Here is a 1,699-nt window from a genome sequence, read left to right as displayed (position 1 = left end):
CAGGTATCTACGACGATTATTAAACTGATTCCTCTTATTTTAATGGGGATTGTTGGCTTGGTTGTGGGTCTGTTCAATGGGATGACCATTGATAATTTTACAACGGTGGTAGACCCCAGCGTTAGTCCAACCAGTGGCTTTCTGGCGGCCGTAGTAGCTACTGCTTTTGCTTATGAGGGGTGGATCATTGCGACCAGCATTAATGCGGAGCTGAAGGACCCAAAAAAAAATCTTCCCAAAGCCTTGGTTCTGGGAACGATTATTGTGGCGGTGGTCTATATTCTGTATTATGTAGGAATTGCCGGGGGAATCAGCAATGGGGATATGATGGAAATGGGAGCTGACGGAACCCGTCAGGCTTTTGTCAATTTGTTTTCATCCATTGGCGGAACAGCATTGTTTGTCTTTGTGATTATCTCTTGTCTAGGGACTTTAAATGGCCTGACCATGGCCTGTTCCCGGGGAATGTACAGCTTAGCAGTACGGAACCGGGGGCCAAAGCCTAAGCTCCTTGGGGATGTGGATCGACAGACCAATATGCCCGTGAACTCTGCCATCATAGGGTTGGTTTTCTGTGGCATCTGGCTAACTTATTTCTATGGGTCCCAATTAGCTGCAGAACCTTGGTTCGGAGCCTTTTCCTTTGATTCCTCGGAGCTGCCCATTGTCACCATTTATGGGATGTATATCCCCATTTTCATTATGGTCATGATCCGGGAGAAAAGCGAGCATTGGATGAAGCGTTTCGTTATGCCTGGTCTCTCCATCATTTGCTGCCTGTTCATGATTGCCGCGGCATTCATTGCCCATGGTGTAACGGCGGTTACCTGCTATATCATTGTCTTTGCCGTCATCTTGCTCATTGGGGCACCGTTTTTACGGCAGCACTCCTAGGGTGTTTTAAAGGCAGTGCTGGAGAAAGGGTGGAGCAGACATGAGGCCACTGAGGCAAGAGATGGTTTGGAATCCCTGGCATGGCTGTCATAAATACTCGGAGGGTTGTGCGCATTGTTATATGTTTCGGCGGGATGAATCCATTGGGAAAGACCCCACCCGTGTGGAGCGGACGAAGAGCTTTCAGCTTATCATTGCCCGGGATCGAAAGGGGCGTTATAAAGTGCCCTCCGGAACCCTGGTTTATGTCTGTATGACCTCCGATTTTTTAATTGAGGAGGCCGATGGCTGGCGCCCGGAAATCTGGCAAATGATGGCGGACCGGCCGGATTTGGATTATATGATCATTACGAAGCGTATCGTTCGCCTTAAAGACATGCTGCCCCCGGATTGGGGAGGTGGGTGGCCCAATGTGGCCGTGGCCTGTACCATAGAAAATCAGCGACAGTATGATTTCCGTTATCCGATTTTCAGAGATCTGCCCATTGCCCATAAATTTCTGGCCTGCGAACCCCTCCTGGGCCCCATCACTATGCTGGGGCTGGATAACCGGATCGAAGGGGTGGTGGCCGGTGGTGAGTCCGGCAATGCCGCCCGATCCTGTGATTTCGACTGGTTTTTGGATCTGTATTGCCAATGCCTTAATGTTGGTGTGTCCTTTACCTTCCGCCAGACCGGAGCCCGTTTGAAGAAAAACGGCATCACCTATCGAATTCCAAGGCGGCGGCAGCATGAACAAGCCCGAAAAGCGGGCTTGGATACAGAGCTTTAATGCATGAATGTTTTTTAGTGGAGCCTTGACACA

At 49.9% G+C, this 1,699-nt stretch carries 2 protein-coding genes; both read left to right on the top strand.

The window, feature by feature from the left end; translation table 11 throughout:
- The coding region (locus tag VB081_RS02205; protein ID WP_323399218.1) for an APC family permease at nt 1-894 on the top strand (894 nt) is incomplete at its 5' end.
- Between the two features lie 61 nt (nt 895-955).
- Nucleotides 956-1,666: a DUF5131 family protein gene (locus VB081_RS02200; protein WP_323399219.1), complete on the top strand. Its 711-nt coding sequence runs from the start codon at nt 956-958 to the stop codon at nt 1,664-1,666.
- Nucleotides 1,667-1,699 lie beyond the last annotated feature (33 nt).

It is taken from the genome of Christensenella sp. (assembly GCF_034927525.1).
Lineage (GTDB): Bacteria > Bacillota > Clostridia > Christensenellales > Christensenellaceae > Christensenella.
This window is presented reverse-complemented; position numbering and strand designations above follow the sequence as displayed.